The sequence below is a fragment of the Tistlia consotensis USBA 355 genome, from assembly GCF_900177295.1.
GTDB classification, from domain to species: Bacteria; Pseudomonadota; Alphaproteobacteria; order Kiloniellales; family DSM-21159; genus Tistlia; species Tistlia consotensis.
The window spans coordinates 1-25,814 of sequence record NZ_FWZX01000051.1; the positions used below are offsets into that span (position 1 = coordinate 1).

Genomic DNA, 25,814 nt, shown 5'->3' on the forward strand with positions numbered 1-25,814 from the left:
CAGGCCATGCAGAGCCAGACCGGCTCGACGGTCCAGGCGATCGAGACGATCAACGAGCGGATCAACGAGATGACCGAGATCTCGGCGACCGTGGCCAGCGCCGTCGAGGAGCAGAACTCGGCGACCCAGGAGATCAGCCGCAGCGCCCAGCAGGCGGCCCAGGGCACCGACGAGGTCACCGGCTCGATCGAGCAGATGACCCGCGCCGCCGAGGAGACCGGCACCGCCTCCAGCGAGGTCGCCGACACCGCCCGCGAGCTCTCCGACAACGCCGAGGCCCTCAAGCGCCTCGTCGACGGCTTCCTCACCGACGTCAAGGCTGCCTGAACCCGATGACGCCGGCCCGCGACGCGGCCGGCGGGATCGATCGGCGGAGGCTCCCGCCCCTCGAGGGGCGGGAGCCTTCTCGCGTTCATCGAGCGGCCCGACTCTGCTAGGCTTCCCGCCCAGACGGAGTGACCGCCCTCATGCCCTTCGAGATCGACGCCTCGGCCCGCTTCGCCGACCGGACCGGCGAATCCGGACCGCCCGCGGGGCCACGGCCGGAGTCGGCGCCATGACCATCCGCCGCCTGCCCGAGACGCTGGTCAACAGGATCGCCGCCGGCGAGGTGATCGAGCGGCCCGCCGCCGCGGTCAAGGAACTGGTCGAGAACAGCCTGGACGCCCATGCCCGGCGCGTGACGGTCGGCCTGCGCGACGGCGGCAAGGCCTGGCTTTGCGTCGCCGACGACGGCGACGGCATGAGCCGCGACGAGCTCGGCCTGGCGCTGGAGCGCCACGCCACCTCGAAGCTGCCCGACGACGACCTGGTGCGCATCGCGACCCTCGGCTTCCGCGGCGAGGCGCTGCCCTCGATCGCCGCCGTCGCGCGGCTCTCGATCGCCAGCCGGGCGCGCGGTGCCGGCGAGGCCTGGCGCATCGCCGTCGAGGGCGGCGGCCCGCCCGAGCTGGCGCCCGCGGCGCTGGGCGGGGGCGCGAAGGGGGGCACCCGGGTCGAGGTCCGCGATCTCTTCTTCGCGACCCCGGCGCGGCTCAAGTTCCTGAAGTCGGCGCGCAGCGAGGTCATGGCGGTGCGCGACGCCCTGGAGCGCCTGGCCATGGCGCAGCCCGGCGTCGCCTTCTCGCTCGAACACGAGGAGCGCAGCCTGTTCCGCTACGAGGCCGAGAGCGGCGACCTGTTCGACGCCCGCCTGAAGCGCCTCGGCGCGGTGATGGGACGCGAGTTCCAGGACAACGCCCTGGCCCTCGACGCCCGCCGCGAGTCCCTGCACCTGACCGGCTACATCGGCCTGCCGACGCTCAACAAGGCCAACGCCCTCGGTCAGTACCTCTTCGTCAACGGCCGGCCGGTGCGCGACCGCCTGCTGCTCGGCGCGATCCGCGGCGCCTACCAGGACTTCCTGGCGCGCGACCGCCATCCCATGGTCGCCCTCTTCCTCGAGCTGCCGCCCGAGGAGGTCGACGTCAACGTCCACCCGGCCAAGGCCGAGGTGCGCTTCCGCGATCCCGGCCTGGTGCGCGGCCTGATCGTCTCGGCCTGCAAGCACGCCCTCGCCGAGGCCGGGCACCGCGCCTCGACGACCGTGGCGCAGGCGGCGCTCGGCGCGATCCGGCCGGGCGTGGACGAGGCGGCTGCGGGCTACGGCGGCGGCCAGGGGAGGCTGCCGTCCTATGCCTTCCCGGCGGGCGGCTACCGCGGCGCCCGCCTGCCGCGCGGCCTCGCCGAGGCTGCCGCCGGCTACCACGCGCCGCTGCCGGAGGCGGGCGCCCTGCCCGGCTTCGACCACGCGCCCTCGGCCCGCGGCGAGGCGCCCGAGGCCGAGGGGACCGAAGCCGAGGGCCCCCTGCCGGAGGCCGGCCAGGCTACACCGGCCGCCGGCTTTCCACTCGGCGCCGCGCGCGCGCAGCTGCATGCGACCTACGTCGTCGCCCAGACCGCCGACGGCATCGTCATCGTCGACCAGCATGCCGCCCACGAGCGCCTGGTCTACGAGCGCATGAAGCGCCAGATCGCCGCGACCGGCGTCGCCCGCCAGATCCTGCTGGTCCCCGAGGTCGTCGAGCTCGACGAGCCGGCCGCCGAGCGGCTGCTGGCGCGCGCACCGGAGCTGGCCGAGCTCGGCCTCGTCGTCGAGGGCTTCGGCGGCGGCACCCTGCTGGTCCGCGAGACCCCGGCGCTGCTCGGCCAGGTCGACGTCCAGGGCCTGCTGCGCGACCTCGCCGACGAGCTGGCCGAGCTCGACCAGGCGCTCAGCCTGAAGGAGCGGCTGGAGGAGGTTTGCGGCACGCTGGCCTGCCACGGCTCGGTGCGCGCCGGCCGGCGCCTCACCGTCGAGGAGATGAACGCCCTCCTGCGCGAGATGGAGGCGACGCCGCACAGCGGCCAGTGCAACCACGGCCGCCCGACCTACGTCGAGCTGAAGCTCGCCGACATCGAGCGGCTGTTCGGCAGACGCTAGGCGGCGTCACCCCGCCGGCCCGCAGCAGGCGGCGGCGCCGGACGCCTGGACCGGCGGACAGGGTACGTCGCCATAGGAGCAGAAGACGCAGCAGTCGCCGGGCTTCGGCTTGAGCAGCGCGCCGCAGCCCCTGCAGTCGTAGAAGTACTGGCAGGCATCCTGCGGCATGGTCTCGGTCTCGGCATGACCGCACAGCGGGCAGGTCAGGGTCGATCGGGTCTGCATTCTCGGCTCTCCCGGCCCGTCAGAACAGGTCCTCCGCGACCTCGGCGGTCACGAAGAGGTATTGGCGCTGGTGCGGCGTCGGATGGCGCGGGCTGACGCCGTGCAGGGCGTGGGGCGTGTTCCAGAAGGCGACCAGGGTGTTCGCGGCATAGGGGATCGTCGCCGCCGGCTCGAGCTCGGCCTCGTCGATCGCCTGCCGGGTCAGGTCGCGCGGCTGGCCGCGCCAGCGCCAGAGCTGCAGGTCGCCGCCCCGGCTGTCGTCGTCGGGTGCCCGCAGGTACCAGAGGATCGAGTAGAGCCGGCTCGGCAGGTCGAGGTGCGGCCCGCGCACCGTCGAGGCCGCGCCGCGGACCGGCGTGTTGATCTCGATCCGGCAGTCCTGCAGCACCGGCACCGCGGCGAAGTCGTCGCGCTCCAGCAGGCCGGTCTCGACGGCCTCCAGCCGGCCGAGCCGCCGCTCGGCCCAGGGCGCGTCCCGCCGTCGCGCCTCGGCGAAGAGGGCGGCGACCTCGCGGAAGAAGGCGGCCGAAACGTGGTGGCGCACGACGTCGTGCCAGGCGCCCATGGCCGGGTCGCGCAGGATCATCCGGGCCGAGTAGGGAAAGCGCTCGTTGCTGCGCTCGTTGCCCCGCCAGGAAACGGCCTCGTAGCCCGGCACCCGGGCGCGCAGCGCCTCGAAACGCGCCGCCGGCAGCGCCTGTTCGATCACCAGGTGCGGAAAGGGCTGCCAGCGCAGATCCTCGGGGCGGGCCTTGGCGAGCAGCGAGTCCATGGCCCGGCAGGTTAACCCATTCGCTGCGGCTATCGTGCTGAAATCGTGCGATGATCGTGGTCCGGCCCTTGCGCCGGAGGGTACCAGAGCCTTGATCCATAAGAAGGGGGTTCGCTGTCCCCGGCGACGTCCCGGGACGGCGCGCCCCCCGCAACAAGGAGGATCGAAGATGCAGCTACCCCTCGAGGTGACCTTCCGCAATCTGGACCGCTCCGAGGCCCTGGAGGCCCTGGTCCACGAGGAGACGGCGAAGCTCGAGCGCCATTTCGACCACATCGTCTCCTGCCGGGTGACGGTCGAGGCGCCGCACCGTCACCAGACGAAGGATCCCAAGGTCAAGGGCGAGCTCTATCAGGTCCACATCGAACTCGGCGTGCCGCAGCAGCGCCTGGTCGTCTCGCCGAAGGGCAAGCCGGCCCAGTCGGACGTCTACAAGGCCGTGCGCGACGCCTTCAAGACCGCGAACCGCCAGCTCGAGGACTACGCCCGCCGCCTGCGCGGCGACGTCAAGAGCCACGCCAAGTGACCGCCGCGGCCGTGGAGGACGATCCCCGCGACCCTCGCGGCATCCTGCTGGTCACCGGCGGCAGCCGCGGCATCGGCGCCGCGGTCTGCCGCCTGGCGGCGCTCGAAGGCTACGACCTGGCGGTCGGCTATGCCGGCCGCCGGGAGGCGGCGGAGGCGGTCGCGGCCGCGGTCCGGGCCGCGGGCCGCCGGGCCGTCACGCTGCCGGCCGACGTCGCCGACCCGGCGGCGGTCGCCGGGCTGTTCGACGCCGCCGAGGCCGCCCTCGGGCCGCTCACCGCCCTGGTCAACTCGGCGGGCATCACCGGCCTCAGCCGGCGCTTCCTGGAGTCCGATCCCGAGGAGATGCGCCGGGTGGTGGAGGTCAACACCACCGGCACGCTCTACTGCTGCCGCGAGGCGGCGCGGCGCATGGCGCGGTCGCGCGGCGGCCGGGGCGGCACCATCGTCAACCTGTCGTCGGCCGCAGCGACCCTCGGCAGTCCCGGGGAGTTCGTCTGGTACGCCGCCTCCAAGGGCGGCGTCGACAGCCTGACGATCGGCCTGTCCAAGGAGCTCGGGCCCGAAGGCATCCGGGTCAACGCCGTCTCGCCCGGCCTGATCGAGACCGAAATCCACGCCAGCGCCGGCGACGCCGGCCGGCTGCAGCGCTACGCCGCGCAGGTTCCGCTCGGCCGTTCGGGCACGGCCGAGGAGGTCGCCGAGCCGATCGTCTGGCTGCTGTCCGACGCCGCCTCCTACGTCAGCGGCGCGATCCTCAGGGTCGGCGGCGGGCGGTAGGGCGGCGCGCGCCGCGCCTCAGGCGTGGATCTTCGGGAAGACCTGCTTGGTGTGGCGGATCTCGACCTTCGAGAACAGGCCGGCGCGGGCGTAGGGATCGCCGGCCGCAAAGTTCTCGGCGGCATTGCGGTCGGGCACCTCGATGACGATCAGGCTGCCGTTGGGCTTGTCCTCGGCGTCGACCAGCGGGCCGGCGAAGGCGATCTGATCGGCGAAGCTCTCCAGATAGGCCAGGTGCGCAGGGCGGTTTTCGAGGCGGATCGACAGGCTGCCCGGCTTGTCCGTGCAGATCAGGGCGAAGAGCATCGAGACCTCCCTACCGCTTGCGGTTCTTGTCAGCGGAAAGCCTAGAGCGAAACCCGGCCCACTGCAAACCGATCGGAAGCTGCAAAAGTTAACGAAGCCGCCCGGAATCAATAGCTTAGAAAGTTGCCCCTCTTATTGCGCGCTCACGCCCCCTCACTGCGCAACGGACGCGCGAGCAAGGCCTCGATCGTCGTCGCCAGATCGGCGCCCCGATTGACCACGGCGTCGACCGCCGCCGAGATCGGCAGCTCGACCCCGAGGTCCCCGGCCAGGGCGACGGCGGCCGCAGCCGTGGCGACGCCCTCGGCGAGCGCCGCCGGTGCCGGGGCGCCGCGGCCGATCGCCAGGCCGTAGGCATAGTTGCGCGAGCTCGGGCCGGCGCAGCTCAGCGTCAGGTCGCCGAGGCCGGACAGGCCCATGAAGGTCTCCGGCCGGGCGCCCTTGGCGCGGCCGAGCCGGACGATCTCGGCGAGGCCGCGGGTGACCAGGGCGGCCCGGGCGTTCTCGCCGAGCCCCAGGCCCTCGACGATGCCGCAGGCGAGGGCGATGACGTTCTTGAGCGCGCCGCCGAGCTGGGCGCCGACCGGATCGTCCGACAGGTAGGGCCGGAAGGCCGGGGTCGCCAGCGCCTCGGCCAGCCGGGCCGCCCGGGCGGGGTCCCGGCCGGCCAGGGTGACCGCGGTCGGCCGCCCGCGGGCCAGCTCGTGGGCGAAGCTCGGCCCGCTCAGCACCAGCAGCGGCCGGCCCGGCAGGGTCTCCTCCAGGATCTCGCCGGGCAGCCGGCCGGTCGCCAGCTCCAGGCCCTTGTTGCAGAGCACCAGCGGCACCCGGGCCGGCACCAGCGGCTCGAGCCGCTCGGCGAGGCCGCGCAGGCTCTGGGTCGGCACGGCGAGCAGCAGCGCCTCGGCGCCCTCGGCGGCGCGCGCCAGCTCGGCGGTCGGCTCGATCGTCGGCGCCAGCTTCGTCTCGGGCAGGTAGCGGCGGTTGCGGCCCTCGCGCGCCAGGGCCTCGGCCTGCTCGGGGCGCCGGCACCAGAGGCGGACCGGCCGGCCGCCCCGCCCCTCGGCGGACAGCGCCGCCTGCTGGGCCAGCGCCGTGCCCCAGGCACCGGCGCCGAGCACGCCGAGCGGCCGCGGGCGGCCCTCGCTCACAGGCTGAGGTTGAAGGCGAGCGAGATGCGCGTCGCCCTGCCGCAGTAGGGCCGGACGCCGTGCTGCAGCCAGCTCGGGAAGAGGATCAGCATGCCGGCCTTCGGCGGGATCGTCTCGGCGGCGCCGATCGACAGGCCGCCGGGCGCCGCGAAGGCGAGCTGCGGGGCGTACATGGCCGGCGCGACGCCGCGCGGGTCGCGCAGCTCGAACTCGCCGCCCAGGCTCGGGTCGCTGCCGATGCCGCCGTCGTCGACGTAGTAGCTGCCCGACCAGAAGGCGCCCGGGTGGGTATGCGCCTCGTTGGCGTGGCCGCTGCGGTTGACGTTGGCCCAGGCGTTGACCTTCCAGTCGAGCTTGAGCGCGCGGCCCTGGCGGTCGCAGGTCAGCTTGCCGGCCAGGGCCTTGCCGGCGTCGATCACCGCCGCGGCCGCGGGGCCGCCCCAGTCGGGCAGGTCCCAGCTCGACTGCCAGCCGCCGAGGTTGGAGTGCTCGGTCGTCGGCCGGGCGGCCTCGCGCGCGAGGATCGTCTCGGCCAGCTCGCGGTTGACCCGCTCGGGCAGGCCGAGATGGGCGATCGCGATCGGTGTCGCGAAGACCTGCAGGACCTCGGCGCGGGTGCCGCCCTGCTGGGCGTCGGCCGGCGCGGCGCCGGATCGGGTCGGGTCGGGCAGGTCGCTCATTGGGCAGGCTCCCATTGTGCAGGCTCGGGGACGGGGGCGGAGAGCTCCTCCAGCGGCCAGCGCGGGCGGGCCCGGAAGTCGAGGGGATCGGCGGCGCCGAGGCGCAGGCGCTCGAGCCCGGCCCAGGCGATCATCGCGCCGTTGTCGGTGCAGAGCCCGGGCGGCGGCGCGACCAGGACGGCACCGGCCGCCGCCGCAACCTCGGCCAGCGCCGCGCGCAGGCTGCGGTTGGCGGCGACGCCGCCGGCGACGACCAGCGGGCCCGGCCGCCCCAGCTCGGCGGCGAAGCGGGCCAGCGCCCGCGCCGCGCGGTCCTGCAGGACCTCCGCCACGGCGGCCTGGAACGAGGCCGCGAGGTCCGCCCTCGCCCGCTCGTCGAGCGGCCCCGCCGCCTCGACGGCTTTCTCGACCGCCTGGCGCACGGCTGTCTTCAGGCCCGAGAAGGAGAAGTCGCAGTCGGGCCGGCCCTTCATCGGCCGCGGCAGGGCGAAGCGGGCGGGGTCGCCGCCGGCGGCCGCGCGCTCGACCGCCGGCCCGCCCGGATAGCCGAGGCCGAGCAGCTTGGCGACCTTGTCGAAGGCCTCGCCGACCGCATCGTCGAGCGTGCTGCCGTAGCGCCGGTAGCGGCCGACGCCCTCGACCGCCAGCAGCTGGCAGTGGCCGCCGGAGACCAGCAGCAGCAGGTAGGGAAAGTCGAGGCCGTCGGTCAGCCGCACGGTCAGGGCGTGGCCCTCCAGGTGGTTGACCGCGACGAAGGGCTTGCCGTGCACGGCGGCGATCGCCTTGCCGGTCATGGCGCCGACCAGCACGCCGCCGATCAGCCCCGGCCCGACCGTCGCCGCCACGCCGTCGAGCTCGGCGAAGCCGAGGCCGGCCTCCGCCATCGCCTCGGCGACCAGGCGGTCGACGTGATCGAGGTGGGCGCGCGCGGCGATCTCCGGCACGACGCCGCCGAAGGGCCGGTGCTCCTCGAGCTGCGAAAGCACGCGGTTCGAGAGGATCCGGCCGCCGCGCCCGGCCGCGCTCTCGACCACGGCCGCCGCCGTCTCGTCGCAGGAGGTCTCGATGCCCAGGACTCTCACGCTCTTCCCTTCGTTGCGCCCGCGGCCCGGAGGCCGCTCGCAGCGCGCCGGCCGCCGGACGATGCCGGGCCTTCTCTCACCGCCGCTGGCCTAATATGGTGCGACCCCCGCAGCAAGTTCAAAGGCGAGAGATTCCTTGCGCGCGCTTCGATGCGTTCCCGCCCCGTCCCGGCGGCCGGCCGGGCTTCTGCCGGGCCTGCTGGGCCTGCTCGTCCTGCTGGCCGCGCCGCCCGCCGGCGCCGCGAGCCTCGAGGCAACGCCGGTCGAGGCCGCGCCGGTCGAGGGCGCCTGGCTCGGCCCGGTCGGCCTCGCCGACCCCGCCGACCCGCTCAGCCTGACGGCGCCGGGCGACCTGCTGCTGGTCATCTACAATCACGGCTCGCGCGCCGAGTTCCGGCAGGACCGCTGCGACCCGACCGGGGGCGGCACGCCGCCGGCGGTCGCCGGGCTGGCCGGCCGGCCGGCCGGCCGCCTGACCGTCGCGGTCTTCGCCTTCTGCACCCGCACGCGGCTCGGCAGGTTCGACGAGCGCACCGGCGAGGGCGAGCCGAAGGTCGTGCTGCGCGCCGCCGAGATCGCCGGGCTCGCCGCCCGCTTCGCCGCCGCCGGCGTGCCCCCGCGCCGCATCGTGCTGGCCGGCCAGTCGGCCGGCGGCTGGGCTTCGCTGCTGGCCGCGGCGCGCAGCGGCGAGCCGCTCGGCGGGGTCATCGCCTTCGCGCCGGCCTTCGCCGGCAAGGCCGCGGGGCGGCCGGCGCGCTGGCGGCAGCTGCGCGACGCCCAGGCCGCCGAGCTGGCCGCCCGGCCGCGGCTGCCGGCCCTGGTCTACGCCTTCCCGGGCGACCGCTTCGAGCCGCCCGCCGACCTCGCCTTCCTGGCCGGCGTTCCGGACCTCACCCTGGTGACCTGGCAGCCGCCGGCCGGCGTCGCCTGCGCGCGCCACGAGGCGCACCTCGGCGCCTTCACCGACTGCTTCCGCGCCGCCGAGGAGGGCCGGCTGCTCGGCTTCCTGGCCGAGCGCGCGCGCACCGCCGGAGGCGCCTGACCATGACCGACACCCAGGAAGCGCCGGTCCGGCTCGGCAGCCGCGGCAGCCCGCTCGCCCTGGCCCAGGCCGAGGAGACCAGGCGCCGCCTGGTCGAGGCCCGGCCGGAACTGGCCGGCGCCGTCGAGATCGTGGTGATCCGCACGACCGGCGACCGGGTCCAGGACCGGCCGCTCGCCGAGATCGGCGGCAAGGGCCTCTTCACCAAGGAGATCGAGGAGGCGCTGCTCGACGGCCGCATCGACGTCGCCGTGCACTCGATGAAGGACGTCCCGACCTGGCAGCCGGCGGGCCTGGCGATCGCCGCGATCCTGCCGCGCGAGGACCCGCGCGACGCGTTCTTCTCGCCGCACGGCACGGGGCTCGCCGCCCTGCCGGCCGGCGCCCGCGTCGGCACCGCCTCGCTGCGCCGCCAGGCCCAGGTCCTGCTGGCCCGGCCCGACCTCGTCGTCGCGCCGATCCGCGGCAATGTGCAGACCCGCCTCGGCAAGCTGGCGGCCGGCGAGTACGACGCGACGCTGCTCGCGGTCGCCGGCCTGCACCGCCTCGGCCGGGCCGAGCTGCTGCAGGGCGTGCTGCCGACCAGCGAGATGCTGCCGGCCGTCGCCCAGGGCGCGATCGGCCTGCAGGTACGTGTCGAGGACGAACGTACGCACGGCCTCGTGACGCAGCTCGACGACCGCCCCTCGGCGCTCCGGGTCGCCGCGGAGCGGGCCTGCCTGGAGGTGCTCGACGGCTCCTGCCGCACGCCGATCGCGGCGCTCGCCGAGCTGAGCGCCGACGGCGAACGCCTGTCGCTCTCGGCCCTGGTCGCCCGGCCGGACGGCAGCGAGGCCTGGCGGGCGCGCCGCGAGGGGCCGGCCGGCGAGGCCGCGGCCCTGGGCCGCGATGCCGGCGAGGAGCTGCGCCGCGCCGTCGGACCGGACTTCTTCGCCGCCCTCGGCCTGCCGGGCCCCGGCTGAAGCGCCCGGCGATGCGGCTGCTGCTGACCCGGCCCCAGGAGGACGCGGAGCGCAGCGCCGAGCGGCTGCGGGCGCTCGGCCACCGGGTCGAGCTGGAGCCCCTGCTGACCATCCGGCAGCGCCCCGAGGCGCTGGATCCAGCGCGCGACCTGGAGGGCGTGCAGGCTCTGGTCGTGACCTCGCTGAACGGCCTGCGCGCCTTCCTGGCCGCCAGCCCGCGGCGCGACCTGCCGGTCTTCGCGGTCGGGCCGGCGAGCGCCGGCGAGGCGCTGGCCGCCGGCTTCCGCTCGGTGCGCTCCGGCGAGGGCGACGCCGCGGCCCTGGCCGAGCTGGTCGCCGGCACGCTCGACCCGGCCGCCGGCGCCCTGCTGCATCCGGCCGGCACGGTGACCGCCGGGGCGCTGGCCGAGCGGCTCGGCGCCGCCGGCTTCGCGCTGCGCCGGGTCGTGCTGTACGAGGCGGTGACCGCGGATCGCCTCGGCGAACGTACGGAAGAACTTCTGCGCGCACATGTACTGGACGGTGCGCTGTTTTATTCTCCCCGAACAGCCACCACCTTTGTATCCTTGGTGCGTCAGGCCGGCCTGGAGGCGTGCTGCGCGACGCTGACGGCCTGGTGCCTGTCGCCGGCCGTCGCCGCGGCGCTGGCGCCGCTGGGCTGGCGGCGCGTCGCGATCGCAACCACACCGCGGGAAGCCGCGTTGTTCCGGGCGATCGAGGCCGACACGAACCGCGAGATCGGGAGCGAAGAGATGTCCGACGAGGACAAGGCCGCCGACACCGAAGCCGAGACCGGCGGCGAGAGCGAGGCGCCCGCTGGCGACAGCGCCGCCGAACTGCTGATCGCGCGCTTCGGCGGGCTGCGGCCGATGGCGAGCAAGCTCGGCATCGCGGTCTCGACCGTGCAGGGCTGGAAGAGCCGCGGACACATCCCGCCGACGCGTACGGACGAGATCCGCAAGGCCGCCGCCGGGCACGGCATCGCGCTCGACGAGGCCGAGCTGGCCGCCGCCACGGCCGAGCCGGGCGGCGCGGAAGGCACGGCCGCCGAGGTGCCGCTGGAGGGCGAGGAGGTCGACGGTCCGGGCCCCTGGGTCGGCGACGACGCCAGCCTGCCGGAGAACGGCCCGGGCGACGGCGAGCCGGCGGCCACGCCGGCACCGACACCCCGCCCCGCCCCGGCGCGGCGCGGCGGCTCGCGGGCCGGCGCCTGGCTCGGCGGCGGCGCCCTCGGCGTGCTGCTGGTCGCCGCCGGCGCCGCCGGCGCGGTGCTGACCCAGCCCTACTGGCAGCCCTATCTCGACTCCGCGCTGCCCGGCTTCGACCAGCGGGTCGAGGCGCGCCTGAAGCCGCTGCAGGAGCGCCTGCAGGCCCTGGAGTCGGCGCCGAAGGCCGACGGCTCGACGCTGAGCGACCAGCTCGGCCAGCTGCAGGACCGCGTCTCCGGCCTCGCCGACCGGCTCTCCGAGCTCTCCGACCAGGTCGCCGCGGCGCCCACGGGCGGCGGCAGCGGGCCCGACCTGGCCGCGCTGCAGCAGCGCGTCGACCAGCTCGAATCCCAGGGCGGCAGCCAGCCGGCCGCGCTCGACGACCTGAAGCAGCAGGTCGCCAAGGTGCAGGACGCCCTGGCCGCCTCGGGCGCCGATCCCCAGGCCCTGGAAGGCTTCCGCAACGACGTCGCCAAGCTGTCGGCGCGCTTCGACGACCTCAACAGCACCATCGAGCAGGTCCGCCAGGGCCTCGCCAAGGTCGACGTCGTGCAGGGCGACCTCGCCGACCTGAAGAGCCGGCTCGGCCAGCTCGCCGACCAGCTCGACCAGCTCGGCAGCCAGCGCCTCGCCGCGCTGCAGAAGCAGGTCGAGGCCAACGCCCAGGCGCTGCAGCAGTCGAGCGACGCGCGCAACCGCGGCGCCCTGCTGGCCCTGGCGCTGGGCCAGCTGCGCGAGGCGCTGCGCTTCTCCGAGCCCTACCGGCAGGAGCTGCAGGGCGTCGAGGCGGTCGCCGCGGGACCGGGCGCCGGCGCCGAGCTGGCCGGCCTGATCCAGCCGCTGAAGGCCGGGGCGGACGCCGGCGTCCCCAACCTGACCGCGCTGCGCCGCCAGTTCGCCGGCCTGGCGCCGGAGATCGTCGGCGCGACCTACGGCAGCGGCGAGCAGGGCTGGCTCGCCGACCTGCTCGACCGCGTGCCCGAGCTGGTCACGGTGCGTCCGGTCGGCCAGGCGACCGGCGACAGCGTCGGCGCCAAGGTGGCGCGCGCCGAGCGGGCGCTCGGCGACGGCGACCTGCCGGCCGCGGTCAAGGAGATCGAGAGCCTGGACGGCAAGCCGGCCGCGGTCGCCAAGCCCTGGCTGGAGGCCGCCAGGGCGCGGCTCGCCGCCGACAAGGCCCTGGCCGAGCTGACCCGCCGCGCGATCACCGAGCTGTCGGGCGGGGCCCAGGACGGGGCCCAGGACGGGGCCAAGAGCGGCAAGGGGAGCTGAGCCGATGCGCGGACTGATCGCCTTCGGGCTGCTCGCCGTCGCGGCGATCGCGGCCAGCGTCTGGCTCGCCGAGCACCCCGGCCTGGTCGTGATCGACTGGCTCGGCTGGCAGCTCAGCACCTCGGTCGGCATCGCCGTGCTGGCCCTCGTCGTGCTGCTCGGCCTCGGCATCCTGCTCTACCGGATCTGGCAGGCCGTGATGGGCGCGCCGGGCAGGCTCAGCCAGAGCGCCAAGCTGCGCCGCGAGCATCGCGGCTACGAGGCCGTGACGCGCAGCTTCGCCGCCGTCGCCTCGGGCGACGCCGAGGAGGCCGAGCGCTGGGCGCGCAAGGCCGGCGAGCTGCTCGGCGACCAGCCGCTGGCGCGCATGGTGATGGCCGAGGCGGCCGAGGCCGGCGAGGACCGGGTCCGCGCGGCGCGCCACTACCGCGCCCTGCTCGAGGCGCCGGAGACCCGGCTCTACGCCCTGCGCGGCCTGACCCGCCTGGCGCTCGAGGCCGGCGAGCAGGAGGCGGCGCAGGACTTCATGCGCCAGGCCTACGACCTGAAGCCGGACACGCCCTGGGTGCTCGACCGGCTGTTCCAGCTCAGCGAATCCTCCGGCGACTTCGCCGCCGCCGAGAAGGCGCTGAAGGAGGCGCGCCGCCGCCGCGCCATGACCCGCGAGGAGGCGAAGCGCAAGCAGGCCGTGCTGCGCCAGGCCAAGGCCCAGGCCCTGGCCGCCGAGGGCAAGGCCTCGGAGGCCCGGCGCGCCGCCTCGGACGCGCTGTCCGACGAGCCCGGCCTGGTGCCGGCCCTGGCGCTCAAGGCGCGCCTGGAGCGCGACGCCGGCGACACCCGCCGTGCCGCCGCGACCCTGGAGAAGGGCTGGGCCCGGGCGCCGCACCCGCAGCTCGCCGCGCTCTACCGCTCGCTCAGGGCCGACGAGGACCCGCTCGCCCGGGTCAAGCGGATCGAGAAGCTGACGGCGAAGCATCCGGGCCATCCGGAGAGCGAGATCGCGCTCGCCGAGGCCTATCTGGAGGCCAAGCTGTTCGGCGAGGCGCGCCGGCACCTGACCGCCGCCAAGGCGCTCGGCGAGACGCCGAGCCAGCGCGGCTGCCGCCTGATGGCCGAGATCGAGGAGCGCGAGCACGCCGACCGCGCCGCCGCCGCCGAGTGGCTGCGCAAGGCCGAGGGCGCCGAGCCCGACGCGACCTGGATCTGCCGCCAGTGCGGCACCCAGGCCGACGACTGGAGCGCCCACTGCCCGAACTGCCAGGCCTTCGACAGCCTGGAATGGCGCAGCCCGCGGCGCGTCGCCCGCACCCTGCCGGTCGCCGCCGCGCCGGCCGCCGGCGGCGCGACCGACGCCGAGGTCGAGGTCGTCGAGCCCGAGCTGGTCCCCGAGCCCGAGGCGCCGAAGCGCGCGGGCTAGAAGGCGGGAGGTGCCCCCACCCCTACCCGGCCGCCTCGCGGCGGGCCAGGGCGGGCAGGCAGCGGGCGGCGGGGAAGCGGATCTCGGCGATCGTGCCCTCGCCGAGCCGGCTGGTCAGGCGGATCGAGCCCTCGTGCAGCTGCACCAGCTGGCGCGCCAGCGGCAGGCCCAGGCCGACGCCCTCGCGCCCCTGCCCGGCCGCCCGGGCGCTCGACTCGAGCTGGACGAAGGGCTCGAAGACCCGCTCCAGCTCGGCCTCGGGGATGCCCGGCCCGCTGTCGCAGACGGTCAGCCGCAGGCCGCCGGCCGGCTCGCCGCCCGGCGCGGACTGGTCGACGCCGCTCGCCAGGCAGACCCGGACGGAGCCGCCGGGCCGGTTGTACTTGACCGCGTTGGACAGCAGGTTGAGCACGATCTGGCGCAGCCGCCGCTCGTCGCCGAGCAGCAGCGGCAGCCCCGCCGGCGCCTTCAGCGGCGCCAGCTCGACGCCGGCCGCCCCGGCGCGGCTCGACAGCATGCGCAGGCAGTCGGCGGCGACCTCGGCGAGGTCGACCGGCTGCTCGGCCAGCTCGATCTTGCCGGCCTCGACCTTGGAGAGGTCGAGGATGTCGTCGAGCAGCTGCAACAGCAGCAGGCCGCTGCCGCGGATGTCCTCCAGGTAGCCGAGGTAGCGCGGCTCGCCGATCGGCCCGTAGAGGCCCTGCTGCATGACCTCGGCGAAGCCGATGATGGCGTTGAGCGGGGTCCTGAGCTCGTGGCTCATGTTGGCCAGGAAGGCCGACTTGGCGCGGTTGGCGTCCTCGGCGGAGAGGCGCGCGCGCCACAGCTCGGCCTCGTGGGCCTTGCGGTCGGTGATCTCGGTGACCGTGCCCTCGTAGTAGAGCGGCCGGCCGGCCTCGTCGCGCACCAGGCGGGCGTTCTCCTCGACCCAGATGCGCTCGCGGCTCTTGTGGCGGTAGATCTCCGAGATGAAGCCCTCGACCTTGCCGTCGCGCTCCATCAGCTGGGCGAACTCGGCGCGCCGGCCCGGCTCGACGTACCACTCCTTGGCGATGTCGCCGACCGCGGCCAGCAGCTCCGCCTCGCTGGCATAGCCGTTGAGGCGGACCAGCGCCGGGTTGGCGCGCAGCTGGCGGCCCTCCAGGCTCGAGCGGTAGATGCCCTCGCGGGCGTGCTCGAAGATCTCGCGGTAGCCGCGCTCGGCGAAGCGCAGCGCCTCCAGCGCCTCGACCTCGGCGGTGATGTCGGCGGCCGTGCCGACGAAGCAGCGCAGCCGCCCCTCGGCGTCGGTGACGGCCTGGGCGCTCTGCTTGACCCAGAGCGGGCGGCCGTCGCGCCGGCGCACCTGGACGACGAAGTCGTCGACCCGGCCGTCGCGCTGCAGCGCCGTCACGAAGGCGCGCCGGCGCGACGGATCGACGTAGAGCTGGCGGGCGACGTCGGTCAGCTCGGCCAGCGCCTGCTCCGGCCCGGCATAGCCGAGCAACCGGGCCAGCGGCCGGTTGATCATCAGCATCCGGCCCTCGGGCGAGCTCTTGTAGATGCCGACGCCGGCCAGGTCGAAGACGATGCGCCGCGCCTCCGCACCCCAGGCCTGATCCTCGCCGGCAGCCGCCGCGGCGCCCGGCTCGGACCCGGGACCGGCCGCGGCCGGCCCGCCGGCTGCGGCGGTCTCGTCCCGCCCTGCCGGACGCTCGTCCTGCTCGACCTGCGCCATGTCCCCCGCTTCTGACGTTCGCGTGCCGCCCGGCTGCCGTGGCGCGCCCTCGGCCCGACCGCGCCGCCGGGTCCTCGAAGCCTATACCGTGAACAGTCTTGACGCGAGATTAACCGGCGCGCGTGCACGGCCGCGCGCCCGCGCTCGCATTGATTGACTCGGTCGCGCGACTCCGCCGCGCGACGGCGGCCGGCCGGCGACGGCACGGCGGCGACGCAGCACCGCGGCCGTTGACGGAACCGGGGCGCTGCATTAGGTAGGGCGCCTGCCGCGCGGCCCGCGCCTGCCAGCCTGGCGGGTCCGGCCGTGCGCCTGCCCCGGGACCCTCGCCCTCTCTTCCGCGAGCCCCCGCCGGCGCCGACGTAGCTCAGGGGTAGAGCAACTGATTCGTAATCAGTAGGTCGCAGGTTCAAATCCTGCCGTCGGCACCACCGCAGCGCTCGCCTCCCGCCCCTTCCCCACCACCCCTCGCGGGAACATTCCTCGTTGCCGGCCAGCGCCGATTGCACCTATCCTTGGCCACGACAAGGGGGACGCGCCGGGTCGCAGGGGGTGGTGTCGCGCGGCGCGAGATTTGAGACCGATCGGCAACCGCTTTGAGACCGGAAGGGGTTCCGGCCAAGGCCCTCGATGTTCAGGCCTGGTGGCCAGTTTGAACTTGGCTTGAACGCCCTCTTAAGGTCTCCTCCCGGCCTCGTTGCGCATCTTTGGAGGGACCACACGTGGAGTTCGTCAGCCTCGCTCTGTTCCTGCTCGCACCCCTGGCCCTGGTCGCCTTGCTGATCGGCCTGATCTCGCCGCGCTTCTTGCTACGCTCCGCGACCGCTACCCGCAGGAGGGTGTTGCTGGTGTGTGGTGCCGCCTTCCTCGTCTTCCTGGTTGCCGGCAGCATCGCCATGACCCAAAGCGCCAGCTGGAAGGCGGAGACCGCAGCACTGGAGGCCGAGGCCGCTGCGAAGAAGGCTCGCGAGGAGGCCGCCGCAGCTGCCGCGGCCGAGGAGGCGCGCCAAGAGCAGCTGGAGGCCGAGGCCGCAGCACGCGAGGCCGAGGCGAAGCGGCAAGCCGCGGCGGAGAAGGCTAGACAAGAGCAGCTGGAGGCGGAGGCCGCGGCCCGGAAGGCGGAGGCAGAGCGGAAGGCGACCGAGGAGGACAGGCAAGAGCAGTTGGTGGCCGACGTCGCCAACGAATACGCCATGCGGTGGCAGGGCCTCTCAGGGCTGCTGGACGTCCAGGTTAGCCAGGGTGCACCCGGCAAGATCGAGACCTTCTACATCAGGGCCAGGACGCCCTGACGCCTCCAGCGGTCATTCACGATGTCAAACAGCGGCAGGAAGGCCGTTGGCGGAACGGCTTCCTAGTGTTGTGGCGGCAGCAGGGGTCGGGCGGCTGCCTCACTCCCCGGCCAGGAAGGCAGCAGCCTCGCCGCGCGCCTGCGCCAGGGCGGCGTCGATCGCCGCCTCGGTCGCGCCCTCGGCCCGCACCGCGTCCTTCAGCGGCCAGGACCACTGGTACTGAGCCTCGCCGTGGGCCAGGGCCGCATCGCCGAGGGCGATCATCTGCTGCGGGGTCAGCTGGCGGGTGACGTTGGCACCGTCGCGGAAGGGGATGACCGGGTCGGTGACGCCCTGGCCGTCGAGGCGTAGCGCCCGGGCGTAGAGGCGGTCGAGATTGGCCCGATCGTCGTCGTTGCGGGTGTCGACCGGCGCCTGCTCTCCATTGCCGAAGTCGAAGGTGAAGCCGCGGGCGATGCGCCGGTCGCGCAGGCGGCCGATCTCCCGGGCGGCAGCTTCGGCCGGCGCCGGCGATCGGTCGAGGAAGCGGCGCAGCTCGGCGTCGTCGCCGGCCAGGTGCTCGGCCGCCTCGGCGCTGGGGCGGGCGTAGGCGGCGGCGATGGCGCCGGCGGGATCGCGCTGGACGTACATGGCTCAGTTCTCCGGCAGGTCGATTTCGCTGAGGTAGAGGTCGAAGCCCGCGCTGACGTTGCCCTTGAAGAAGCCGATCTGGGAAGCCTGGTCGGTCAGGCCGCGGGTCTGGCCCCAGGTCCACTGTGTGACGCCGCCTGGCTCGGTGTCGGTCGCACGCCCGCCGTCGTAGCTCGACCAGCCCGAGGGTGCCGGGAACAACGAAGGGTCTTGCAGGCCGGGTGTGTAGAGGCGCCACATGCCGTTATCCGACCCGGCCGGGGTGACGAAGTAGACGCCGAAGGTCAGTCGGTAGTTGCGGCCGGTGGGCAGCGGAGTTGCCACCGACTGCCAGGGCGACACCGGCCCGGCCCCGACGCTGGCGAGCAGCGGGCGATCGAGGAACCAAACGCGCCGGGCGTTCTGTGCGAACGGATAGATGTGGCTGGAGCTGTCGGTCACGACGATGCCGATCAGGCGGCGCCGGGTGTAGCCGGCCGGCATGGTGGGTGCGTCCAGGCTGGCCGAGACCAGCACGTCGGCCGCGCCGTCGTCGCCGGCGATGGCGTGGAGCGCGTAGCCGGTGTTGGCTGCCAGGCCGCCGGCATCGAGCCCGCCGCCGCTGCCCAGCGACCAGGCGGCCGAGAGGTCCTTGTCGACCGCGGCGGCCAGGGTCATCAGGTCGCCGTTGCCGTCGACGATCTGGCCGGCCGTCACGTTGACGACGCTGTTGCTGACCCTGCTCGGCAGCAGGCCGACGCCGCCGACGCCGCCGGGTGCGGCGGCGGCCGAGGCCAGGCGCGGGATCGCCTGGGCAAGCTGGGTCAGGTCGGCGCCGTCCGGCACCAGGCCGGCGGCGGTGATCACGTTGGTGATCTCGCGCTGGGGGTGCTCGAAGGTCGCGGCGTCGATGATGCTGCCTTCGATGCCGGCGGCCGGCTGGCCGTTGACAAACGGCCGGTCCGGGTCGCCGGTGTTGCCGTTCAACGGGGGGACGTACTTCATTGGCGGTCTCCTCAGCTCGGCCAGCCGGCCGTGATGTCGACGGCCTCGGCCTCGGCCGGACTGCCTGCGGCGTCGATCGCGGCGCAGATTGCCTGCTCTCGATCGAAGTGAGCGTCGATCCAGGCCGCCAAGCCCGTGCCGATCGCGATCAGGCTGTTGAGATCCTGCCCGACGAACGCGCCGTCCTGGGTTTTCCAGGCGGCGATGGCGAAGGTTCCCGGCCCGTTGATCGACTCGTAGACCTGGCCCCACTGGACCGCTTGGCTCACCGAGGCCCGGCCTTCGACGTCGGAGTGATAGGTGTGCCCATCGCTGTGCTGGTAGCCGGCGACCTGGCGCTGCCAGCGGACCGTCGCGACCTGCGTGCGCCTCGACTGTTGCACTTCGGCGAGATCCGGCACCGGCAGGCTCCACGCCTGGCCGTCATAGAGGTAACCCGGGATCACGTCACCGGGAGCCTCGACGAAACCCACGGCCGCCTTGTCCTGCACCTGGACGACGACGCCCTGGACGACGAGTGCGTAGACCATGGTCAGCCCACCTTCCACATGAAGAACTCGGTGTAGTGCTCCGGGCCGAAGCCGCCGGCGGCACCGAAGCCGTTCGAGCTGACCGTCGTGGCGCAGCGATGCCGGATCTCCAGGGCCTTGGGCGCAGCAAGCGTGAAGAGTCCGGAGATCCAGCTTCGTGTCTGCGTCTGGATCGTGTTGACGGTCATTTCGGACGTGCCGCGCAGCAACTCAGCGCCGTCCGTCGCGTTCCACAGCCAGGCCTGGTGATTGCCGCAGTTGTAGGCCGGCGCCGACCCGAGGAAGAGGTAGGTGCCGGCCGGCGGGGTGAACTGGTTACCTGCCAGCGTGACGCCGATCTGATCGGTCCGCTCGGTGTTGATGGTGCGCACCTGGTCCGCCCCGGCGGTGAAGGTGCCGCCGGCCGTGCCCTGCGTCCTGAGGTCGAGGGCGTGGTAGAGCGCGCTCTCGAAAGGTCCCGCGATCGACAGCGCGTCGAGCTGCTGCTTCGTGACCGGGTGCAAAGGGTCGGTCCCGTCGCCCGACAGCTTGAACTGGCCGGTCATCGTCACGCCGCCGGCTTTCGGCAAGGCGGCGAGCGCCGTCAGTGCGGCGCCCGGCGAGAGCAGCTCGTAGCCGGCGCCGGTGGCGTTGGCGCGCAGGAAGTAGAGCGCTTCGCCCGCGGTCGGCACCACGATCAGACCCTCGGCCGCCGCCTGCGCCGCCTCGGCAGCCACCTTGGCCGCGACCGCGTCGTCGGTAATCGGCTGCAGCTGGCCGGTCAGGTAGGCGAGCAGTAGCGCGAGCGGCACCGAGGCCGGCAGGCCGGCCTTGGAGACCGGCAGCCGCTCGTCGCCGGTCAGCGCGGCCTCCGGGATCGCGGTGGTGAGATCCCACTGCTCCATGTCAGATCCTCACGTTGAAGCCGGCGATCAGGATCTCGCTGCCGCCGATCGCCAGCAGCCGCGGGTCCGTGTAGCCGATGATCAGGTCGCTCTGGGCCGGCGACGCGCGGTGCAGGAAGCACTCCAGGTCCGTGGCCCGGTCGATCCGGGCGAGCGGGTCGACGCCGGCCTGGCTGAGCGCCGCGCGGAACCAGGTGACCCGGGGCCCGAGGACCGTAGCGCGCCAGGTGTGGCGCACCGAGGCCTCGCCGTTGGCCGCGTCGAGGCCGGCCCGGCCGATGCCGGCGACGAAGGGCCGGTACTCGAAGATCTCGATCTCGTAGCCCATGCCGGCGGCGAGCGCGGTCATGAAGGCACGGGATTGGCCGCCGCGGGCAGTCAGGCGGGCGACGACGCGCCGCCGCCGCAACTCCAGGCCCTCGGCCGGCCCGGCGCAGCTGTCCGGCTCGCCGACCACCCGTTCCCAGTCCGTGAGCAGATCGTAGGTGACGCGCGGGTCGGCCTCGACGACCAGGTCCCACGCCCGCTGATCGATGCGCGCCAGCTCGCCTGCGAGACCGCTGCCGAGCAGCCGGGTCAGCACGGCCTCCGGGTCCCGAGGCCAGGCGTCGCCGGGCGGCAGCAGGGCCTGGAGCTGGGCGAGATAGGCGGCGCGGTCCATGGCTCAGGCCCAGGTGATCGCGCCGAGGCGCGCGATGTGGCCGGCCGCCGAGACGATGTCGCCCGCCGGCACCTGCAGCTCGTGGCTGTACTCGCCGACCGCCGCCGAGATGGCGGCCCGGACGCGCGAGCGCGGCAGGGTGCCGCCCGGCTCGGCCTCGCGCACGAGCAGGTCCGCCAGCTCGGCCTCGACGGCCGCCCGGCCGGCCGTCGTGTCGGGATCGAGCAGGATCGTGAAGTCGACCAGGTCGGCGATCGGCGCGAAGACCGTGACGTCGGCGGTGACCGGGCGCTTCTCGTCGATGTGGCTCTGCACCTGCTCGACGACGGAGGGCGGCGGCAGCGAGCCGTCGGGCATCACGAAGGTGACGCCGACCGTCCCGGTGCCGAGATAGCTGGAATAGACCCAGACCTGCGTCTCGCCGACGACCTCCTTGACCCAGGCGGCGTAGTCGTGCCGGTTGCCGCCGTGCGGCGGCAGCTGGATGCGGTCGAGGATGCGCGCGCGCAGGCCGGCGTCGCTCTCCTGGTCGACGCCGCCGGCGATGCCGTTGCCGGCGCCGTCGTCCACCACGGCGGCCTGGCTCTGAACGCCGGCGAGCGTCGCCGTCAGTGCCAGGGTGGTGCCGATCGCGGCGACGGCGGCCGCCCCGGCCGTGACCGCCTCGACCGTGGCGGGAGCGGTTCCGCCCGCGCCGATCTGGACATCGGCGGTGGTGAGGTAGCGCTGATCGTCGGCCCGGCGCAGCTCGGTGCCGGCCGGCACCGTAACGCCGGCCAGGCCGGTCAGGGTGACCCGGCCCTGCGCCGAGACGGCACCTGCCCGGGCGATGCCCCAGATCGCCGCGTGCCGCTCCAGCTCCTCGGCGTCCGCGCTGTCCGGCAGGATCTGGCGCGAGATCCATTCCTGGTAGCCGTGCAGCTCGTGGCTGACGATCGCCATCATGCGGGCCAGCACGCCCTCGACCGAGCGCCGGGTCCGGGCATCGGCACCGGGCAAGGCCGCCTCGATCTCGGCGGCGAGACGGTCCCGGATCTCCTGGGGTGTCGGGCGCAGGAAGGGCATCAGAGCACCCCTGCCGCGATGGTGAGCGGCAGCGCCTGGACGGCGCCGGACGGGAGGCGGATCTCGACGGTGCCGGCGAGCAGGCCGATGCCCTGCCACTCCAGCGACACGACGACGCCGGCGGCGAGCCCCTCCTCGGCCAGCCAGGCCAGGGCCTCGCGCACGTAGTCCTCGGCCCGGCGCCTGGTCTCCTCGGTCTGCTTCTCGCGCTTGAGCAGCCAGAGCCTCGACCCGATGCGGTCGCCGGCGACCTGGCTCAGGGCGTCGCCGGCCCATCCGCGCCGGTCGCTGCCGGCGCCGGCCGGCAGGGGATCGTCGGTGAGGGCGCGGCGGTCGGTGAACAGGCTGACCAGCACGGCGGTGACCAGGCTGTCGTCGCCCGCCAGCCCGAACGGGCCGAGCTGCAGGTCCCCGCTCAGGGTGCTGCCGTCCCAGGCGAGCGCGATCATGACATCAGGCTCCCCGGCACCGGTGCGTCGGTCGGCCCGCCGGCGTCGTTCTCCGGGTGGACGTGGGCGTTGTAGAGGTCGCGCATGCCCTGGACCGTATGCGGGTTGCCGCTGCCGGTGCGGTCGATCAGGTCGCCGGTCACCTCGACGCGCGGGCAGTCGATCACGAGCTTGCTGCCGACCTTCAGTTCCGCCAGCCGGCCGCGCTTGAACAGCAGGAAGTCGCCCTCGTCGGTGTAGACCGCGACCTCGCCGGGCTGCAGGTCCCGCTTGCGGTGACGCCGGTCGTCGACCGCGACCGCGACCGGATGGTCCCGGTTGCCGCCGATGAAGAGCAGGAGGGCGTCGGCGCCGTCGAGCGGGTGCGCGGTGAAGCCGTACTGCTGGAAGCGCTCGACCGAGCTGCGCGTCTCGCCGGCGAGCAGGGAAGCCTGGACGCGCTGCAGGCCGCCGGCGTCGTCGACCAGGCGCAGGACGGCCCGGCCGATCATCAGCATGACGCGGCGGTGCAGCGGCGCGATGGCCTGGGCGATCGGGCGCAGGGGGTTCATGACCCCTCCCGCTTCTTCCAGGTGCCGTCGCCGTCCTGGATGTAGGTGACGCCGGTCTCCCACAGGCCGTAGGCGCCCTTGTCGCCCTTGCGCGCCTTGGCCGGCTCGGCGATCAGGGCGAAGGCGTCGGCCGGCGAGACCTCGATCTCGGTGAGCGTGCCCTGCTCGGACAGCGTCCAGGTCACGGCCGTGATCAGCAGCTCGCGCGCCAGGTCCAGGTAGCTGTCGGTGACCTGGACCAGGGTGTTCGGACGCCAGAGCCGGCCGGAGCTGCCGCGCCAGCCCTGGACCGTGTAGCGGGCACGCCGCGTCCGGCCGGCGGCGACCCGCGCCGCCCAGGCGGCGCGCTCGGCGAAGGTGGCGCCGTCGCCCTGCGTCTCGGCCAGGATGATGGTTGGCCGCCAGCGGGAGATCGCGGCGTCGGTGACGCGCGCCTCGGGTGCTGCGGCCTCGGCGGCGGTCAGGGTGTCGGTGCCCTCCTGCTGGCCGCGCACGACGTATTGCGAGAAGCGCTCGCGATGGCTGAACGTGCCGGAGGCCCTGAGGACGTTGCCGCGCTCGCCGCCGAGCTGGAGCGCCCCGGCAGCCGTTCCGCCCAGGCCGGCGCGGGTCAGCAGCAGCCCGCCGAGGCCGTCGCCGTTCGGCAGCACCGCGCGCTGGCGGCTGGCGCGCTCGATCGCGTCCCAGGCCGTCTCGCCCGGCTGCAGGGCGAAGCGGCCGAACGCCTTGCCGACGTCCGTCTGGGCGCGCACCGTCACGCCGAAGGGCGCGCAGATCCGCTTCGCCACCTCGCCGAGGGTCAGCCCGGCCCACTCGTGGGTGTCGTCGATGGTGGCGGCGCTGTCGACCAGGTCGCCGGTGCGGTCGCGGCCGGTCACCCGGACGGCGTGGCCGCGCTCGTCGTACTGGACGGATACCTCGTCGGTGTAGCCGGCCATCACCGTCTCGCCGTCGAGCGCGACGCCGCAGGCCGCGCCCGGCAGGATCGGGCGGCGCTCGCTCTGCCCCGCCCAGCGCTCGGTCAACCCCAGCTCGAACTCCAGGGCGCAGCGCTCGATCGACTGCGCGATGCTCATGGAGGTCCAGCCGCCGTAGACGACGCCGTCGACCGTCAAGGTGACGTCGGGCAAGCTCACGTCAGCCATCGAGCAGCACCTCGATCTCGTCGCCGCCGGGCACGAAGCCGGGCCGGCGCAGGGCGTTGCGCCGGCCGAGATCGGCGCCGCGGTCGAACAGGCCGGCCAGGTCGTCGCCGTCCAGCTGGTAGGCGAGCGCCGTCGAAGGCAGGGTGGCCGCCGGCCGCACCACGCCGATGCGCGGCAGCAGCGGCGCCCGCCCGGCGACGTCGCGGGCGAGGGCGCCGCGCAGGTCGACGGCGGCACCCCAGGTGGCGTCCCAGTCGGCCTCGGCGGCGCTGTCGGCGGTGCGGTCCAGGCTGTCGACGGCCTGCCCACGCCAGCGAATGGCCTGGTCGCGGCTGTCCCAGGGGATGCTGGTCGCGCTGCGCGCGGCCTCGACCGCGGCGGCCGAGCGCGCGAGCCGGACCAGCGCGGCCTGGTTGGCCGCCTCGAGCGCGCGGCTCGGGGTCGACGCCGTCACGGCCGGGAGGTCGCCGCCGAGCCCATCCGCCATGGCGAGCAGGGCGTTGCCGACCGCCAGGGCCCCGGGTCGCGCCGGGGAGGTCTCGCCGGCGAGCGCCGAGGTCTCGCCGAACAGGCCGGCGAGGCGGGTGCCGAGCTGCTGGCCGTCGACCAGGTCGGCAGGCCCGGTCGCGCCGAGCGTACCGAGGGCGGCGCCGAGGCTGCCGGACGAGGCGGCCTGCTGCAGGCCGAACCGGCGAAGGATGCCTGCGGCCTGTGCGGCGAGAGTGCGGACCGTCGCGGCGCCGCTGTCCGCCACGAAGTCGGGGATCGAAGCGCCGGAGAAGACCCGCGCGAAGTCGGCGACCGACGCGGCGGTCGCCGTGTCGGCGCGGCTGTCGACCTCGGCGGCGGTGTCGACCGCGGCGCTCGGGTAGATCAGCTCGCCGGCTTCCTGGACGGTGAGATCGAGGCGCGCGACGCGGCCTTCCCTGGTCGACCAGCGCGAGCGCGCCGCCGTGACCACCACCTGCAGCTCGCCGTAGACCGGATGGACCAGGCGGCCCGCGCCGGCGGCTTCGACAGCCGTCTCCAGGCTCTGCAGCTGCGCCGTCACGTCGTCGCCGACCAGGATGGCCTCGACCGTGAAGCTGCGGACCTTGCGGCCGAGGTCTTCGTGGGCCGGCTGGTTGCGGAGCGGATACTCGTGCGTCACGACACGCCGGCCGAGATCCTTGTCGCCGCCGTCGACGTGGAACGGCACGCCGCGGAAGCTGGCCGGGCGCAGGGTCTCCAGCCAGCTCATCCCGGCATCCCCATGACCAGGCCGGTGTCGATCGACCAATTGGAGCTGCGGTCGTTGGGGCGCGCCTCGGTGACGTGCGGGCGGCCGTCGCTGTCGATCCGGATGTTGAGCGTGCCGCCCGTGTCGACCCGCTGCGGGCCCGCCAGCGGAACGGCTGCCGCCCCGGCCGGCGCCGACCCGCCCGCCACCGACCCAGTCGTCGTCGACCCTGCCGGCGCTGGTGCGGCGTCGCCCCCACCGAAGCCGAAGAAGCTGGAGATGCCGGAGAGCGCGCTGTCCGCCATCCCCGAGACATCAATGTTGCCGACGCGGTCTTGGAGCGCGCCGACGCTCCTGGCGGCATCGGTGATGTCCGCGATGGCGCCCGCGATCGTTTCGACGATCGGCCGGACGGCCTCCCAGACGCCTTGCAAGGCGCCGCCGATGTGGGTGCCGAAGGTGCCGTCGATCCAGGCCACGAGCGCGTTGAAGCCGGCGATGACCGGGTCCCAGTAGGTCAGCCAGAAGCCGAGCGCGCCCTCGCCGACGCTCTTGAGGCCGTCCCAGGCGCGGCCGAAGTCGCCCGTGAAGACGCCAGCGAGGAAGTCCGTCCAGCCGACGAAGACCTGCTCGACGCGGCCCCACAGCGCTTCGAACCAGGCGGCGATGCCGTCCCAGTCCCGATAGACCAGGTAGGCGGCGCCGGCGATCGCCGCGACCGCCGCCAGGAACCAGCCGAGCGGGGTCGTCAGCAGGGCGACGCCGAGCGTCACGAAGGCTCCCGTGAGGCTCGCCAGCGCCCCG

At 74.5% G+C, this 25,814-nt stretch carries 26 protein-coding genes, 1 tRNA gene and 1 pseudogene; 10 read left to right on the forward strand and 18 right to left on the reverse strand.

Annotated features, from left to right (window positions below; genetic code table 11):
• Positions 1-327, forward strand: a pseudogene (locus B9O00_RS33290) (methyl-accepting chemotaxis protein); the annotation flags it as partial.
• Between the two features lie 229 nt (positions 328-556).
• Complete coding sequence (gene mutL / locus B9O00_RS31110; protein ID WP_085127195.1) at positions 557-2,461, forward strand: DNA mismatch repair endonuclease MutL; 1,905 nt, start codon at positions 557-559, stop codon at positions 2,459-2,461.
• Positions 2,462-2,467: 6 nt separating this feature from the next.
• Here the strand turns inward: mutL and B9O00_RS31115 are convergent, their stop codons facing one another.
• Complete coding sequence (locus tag B9O00_RS31115; RefSeq protein WP_085127197.1) at positions 2,468-2,686, reverse strand: GDCCVxC domain-containing (seleno)protein; 219 nt, start codon at positions 2,684-2,686, stop codon at positions 2,468-2,470.
• Positions 2,687-2,705: 19 nt separating this feature from the next.
• A complete protein-coding gene (locus B9O00_RS31120; RefSeq protein WP_085127199.1) occupies positions 2,706-3,458 on the reverse strand; it encodes a 2OG-Fe(II) oxygenase in 753 nt (250 codons plus the stop codon).
• A 169-nt stretch (positions 3,459-3,627) separates the two neighbouring features.
• Here B9O00_RS31120 and B9O00_RS31125 point away from each other — a divergent pair, with 169 nt between their 5' ends.
• Both B9O00_RS31125 and B9O00_RS31130 read left to right on the forward strand, forming a co-directional pair.
• Positions 3,628-3,984, forward strand: a complete 357-nt coding sequence (locus B9O00_RS31125) for an HPF/RaiA family ribosome-associated protein (protein WP_085127201.1) — start codon at positions 3,628-3,630, stop codon at positions 3,982-3,984.
• Positions 3,981-4,763, forward strand: a complete 783-nt coding sequence (locus tag B9O00_RS31130) for an SDR family oxidoreductase (protein ID WP_235017238.1) — start codon at positions 3,981-3,983, stop codon at positions 4,761-4,763. Before B9O00_RS31125 ends, B9O00_RS31130 begins: the two co-directional genes overlap by 4 nt.
• 18 nt (positions 4,764-4,781) lie before the next feature.
• Here B9O00_RS31130 and B9O00_RS31135 read toward each other — a convergent pair whose 3' ends face one another.
• The 4 genes from B9O00_RS31135 to tsaD all read right to left on the reverse strand — a co-directional run bounded on the left by B9O00_RS31135 (position 4,782) and on the right by tsaD (position 7,982).
• Positions 4,782-5,069, reverse strand: a complete 288-nt coding sequence (locus B9O00_RS31135) for a YciI family protein (protein WP_085127203.1) — start codon at positions 5,067-5,069, stop codon at positions 4,782-4,784.
• 143 nt (positions 5,070-5,212) lie between these two features.
• Positions 5,213-6,220 carry an NAD(P)H-dependent glycerol-3-phosphate dehydrogenase gene (locus B9O00_RS31140; protein WP_085127205.1) on the reverse strand — a complete coding sequence of 336 codons (1,008 nt, stop codon included), beginning with the start codon at positions 6,218-6,220 and terminating at the stop codon, positions 5,213-5,215.
• Entirely contained in the window at positions 6,217-6,900 is a 684-nt protein-coding gene (locus B9O00_RS31145; RefSeq protein WP_159460387.1) for a TIGR02466 family protein, read from the reverse strand. Before B9O00_RS31145 ends, B9O00_RS31140 begins: the two co-directional genes overlap by 4 nt.
• Entirely contained in the window at positions 6,897-7,982 is a 1,086-nt protein-coding gene (gene tsaD, locus B9O00_RS31150; protein WP_085127209.1) for a tRNA (adenosine(37)-N6)-threonylcarbamoyltransferase complex transferase subunit TsaD, read from the reverse strand. Before tsaD ends, B9O00_RS31145 begins: the two co-directional genes overlap by 4 nt.
• Positions 7,983-8,118: 136 nt before the next feature.
• On the opposite strand from tsaD, the gene B9O00_RS31155 reads away from it, so the two are divergent.
• The 4 genes from B9O00_RS31155 to B9O00_RS31170 are packed head-to-tail and all read left to right on the forward strand — an operon-like array spanning position 8,119 to position 13,883.
• Entirely contained in the window at positions 8,119-9,024 is a 906-nt protein-coding gene (locus B9O00_RS31155; RefSeq protein ID WP_085127211.1) for an alpha/beta hydrolase, read from the forward strand.
• Between the two features lie 2 nt (positions 9,025-9,026).
• Positions 9,027-9,986 (forward strand): hydroxymethylbilane synthase, encoded by a 960-nt coding sequence (gene hemC / locus B9O00_RS31160; protein ID WP_085127213.1) that lies wholly within the window; start codon positions 9,027-9,029, stop codon positions 9,984-9,986.
• A gap of 11 nt (positions 9,987-9,997) precedes the next feature.
• Positions 9,998-12,466, forward strand: a complete 2,469-nt coding sequence (locus tag B9O00_RS31165; protein ID WP_085127215.1) for a uroporphyrinogen-III synthase — start codon at positions 9,998-10,000, stop codon at positions 12,464-12,466.
• 4 nt (positions 12,467-12,470) lie between these two features.
• Complete coding sequence (locus B9O00_RS31170) at positions 12,471-13,883, forward strand: heme biosynthesis protein HemY (RefSeq protein ID WP_085127217.1); 1,413 nt, start codon at positions 12,471-12,473, stop codon at positions 13,881-13,883.
• 22 nt (positions 13,884-13,905) lie between these two features.
• Here the strand turns inward: B9O00_RS31170 and B9O00_RS31175 are convergent, their stop codons facing one another.
• On the reverse strand, positions 13,906-15,600 hold the full coding sequence (locus tag B9O00_RS31175; RefSeq protein WP_159460388.1) for a PAS domain-containing sensor histidine kinase: 1,695 nt from the start codon (positions 15,598-15,600) through the stop codon (positions 13,906-13,908).
• A 356-nt stretch (positions 15,601-15,956) separates the two neighbouring features.
• On the opposite strand from B9O00_RS31175, the gene B9O00_RS31180 reads away from it, so the two are divergent.
• Positions 15,957-16,031: transfer RNA gene (locus B9O00_RS31180), tRNA-Thr, on the forward strand.
• 291 nt (positions 16,032-16,322) lie between these two features.
• Positions 16,323-16,892, forward strand: a complete 570-nt coding sequence (locus B9O00_RS33295; RefSeq protein WP_085127219.1) for a hypothetical protein — start codon at positions 16,323-16,325, stop codon at positions 16,890-16,892.
• A 99-nt stretch (positions 16,893-16,991) separates the two neighbouring features.
• Here B9O00_RS33295 and B9O00_RS31190 read toward each other — a convergent pair whose 3' ends face one another.
• The 11 genes from B9O00_RS31190 to B9O00_RS31240 form a co-directional block, all read right to left on the reverse strand.
• Entirely contained in the window at positions 16,992-17,522 is a 531-nt protein-coding gene (locus tag B9O00_RS31190) for a DUF4376 domain-containing protein (protein WP_085127221.1), read from the reverse strand.
• 3 nt (positions 17,523-17,525) lie between these two features.
• A complete protein-coding gene (locus tag B9O00_RS31195; protein WP_143596373.1) occupies positions 17,526-18,506 on the reverse strand; it encodes a hypothetical protein in 981 nt (326 codons plus the stop codon).
• Positions 18,507-18,517: 11 nt separating this feature from the next.
• Positions 18,518-19,036, reverse strand: coding sequence for a DUF4376 domain-containing protein (locus tag B9O00_RS31200; protein ID WP_085126031.1), 519 nt, complete (start codon positions 19,034-19,036; stop codon positions 18,518-18,520).
• Positions 19,037-19,038: 2 nt separating this feature from the next.
• Entirely contained in the window at positions 19,039-19,920 is an 882-nt protein-coding gene (locus B9O00_RS31205) for a hypothetical protein (RefSeq protein WP_085126030.1), read from the reverse strand.
• 1 nt (position 19,921) lies between these two features.
• Positions 19,922-20,581, reverse strand: coding sequence for a YmfQ family protein (locus B9O00_RS31210; protein WP_085126029.1), 660 nt, complete (start codon positions 20,579-20,581; stop codon positions 19,922-19,924).
• Positions 20,582-20,584: 3 nt separating this feature from the next.
• Entirely contained in the window at positions 20,585-21,646 is a 1,062-nt protein-coding gene (locus B9O00_RS31215; protein ID WP_085126028.1) for a baseplate J/gp47 family protein, read from the reverse strand.
• Positions 21,646-22,095: a phage GP46 family protein gene (locus tag B9O00_RS31220; RefSeq protein WP_085126027.1), complete on the reverse strand. Its 450-nt coding sequence runs from the start codon at positions 22,093-22,095 to the stop codon at positions 21,646-21,648. Before B9O00_RS31220 ends, B9O00_RS31215 begins: the two co-directional genes overlap by 1 nt.
• The gene (locus B9O00_RS31225) at positions 22,092-22,646 is read right to left on the reverse strand and encodes a phage baseplate assembly protein V (RefSeq protein ID WP_085126026.1); all 555 of its coding nucleotides are present in this window, start codon (positions 22,644-22,646) and stop codon (positions 22,092-22,094) included. The genes B9O00_RS31220 and B9O00_RS31225 overlap by 4 nt, the downstream gene beginning before the upstream one ends.
• Positions 22,643-23,791, reverse strand: coding sequence for a phage baseplate assembly protein (locus B9O00_RS31230; protein ID WP_143596372.1), 1,149 nt, complete (start codon positions 23,789-23,791; stop codon positions 22,643-22,645). Before B9O00_RS31230 ends, B9O00_RS31225 begins: the two co-directional genes overlap by 4 nt.
• Positions 23,784-25,031 (reverse strand): DNA circularization protein, encoded by a 1,248-nt coding sequence (locus B9O00_RS31235; RefSeq protein ID WP_085126024.1) that lies wholly within the window; start codon positions 25,029-25,031, stop codon positions 23,784-23,786. Before B9O00_RS31235 ends, B9O00_RS31230 begins: the two co-directional genes overlap by 8 nt.
• A partial coding sequence (locus tag B9O00_RS31240) for a phage tail tape measure protein (protein WP_235017217.1) occupies positions 25,028-25,814 on the reverse strand: 787 nt, incomplete at its 5' end. The genes B9O00_RS31240 and B9O00_RS31235, both read right to left, overlap by 4 nt.